The sequence below is a fragment of the Myxococcus xanthus genome (assembly GCF_013116825.1).
Classification (GTDB): Bacteria; Myxococcota; Myxococcia; order Myxococcales; family Myxococcaceae; genus Myxococcus; species Myxococcus xanthus_B.
The window spans coordinates 1-231 of record NZ_JABFNS010000380.1; the positions used below are offsets into that span (position 1 = coordinate 1).

Here is a 231-nt window from a genome sequence, read left to right on the forward strand (position 1 = left end):
TGGCGGAAGAGGCTCGGCTCGAAGAAGAGGCGCGGCTTGCCGAAGAAGCTCGCCTCGCGGAAGCGGCTCGGCTGGCGGAAGAGGCGCGGCTCGAAGAGGAGCGCCGGCTGGCGGAAGAGGCTCGGCTGGCGGAAGAGGCTCGGCTCGAAGAAGAGGCGCGGCTTGCCGAAGAAGCTCGCCTCGCGGAAGCGGCTCGGCTGGCGGAAGAGGCGCGGCTCGAAGAGGAGCGCC

The 231-nt window shown here is 71.0% G+C and carries 1 protein-coding gene; it reads left to right on the plus strand.

Features of this window, described 5'->3' with window-relative positions:
* A partial coding sequence (locus HNV26_RS39705; protein ID WP_495525099.1) for a hypothetical protein occupies positions 1-231 on the plus strand: 231 nt, incomplete at both ends.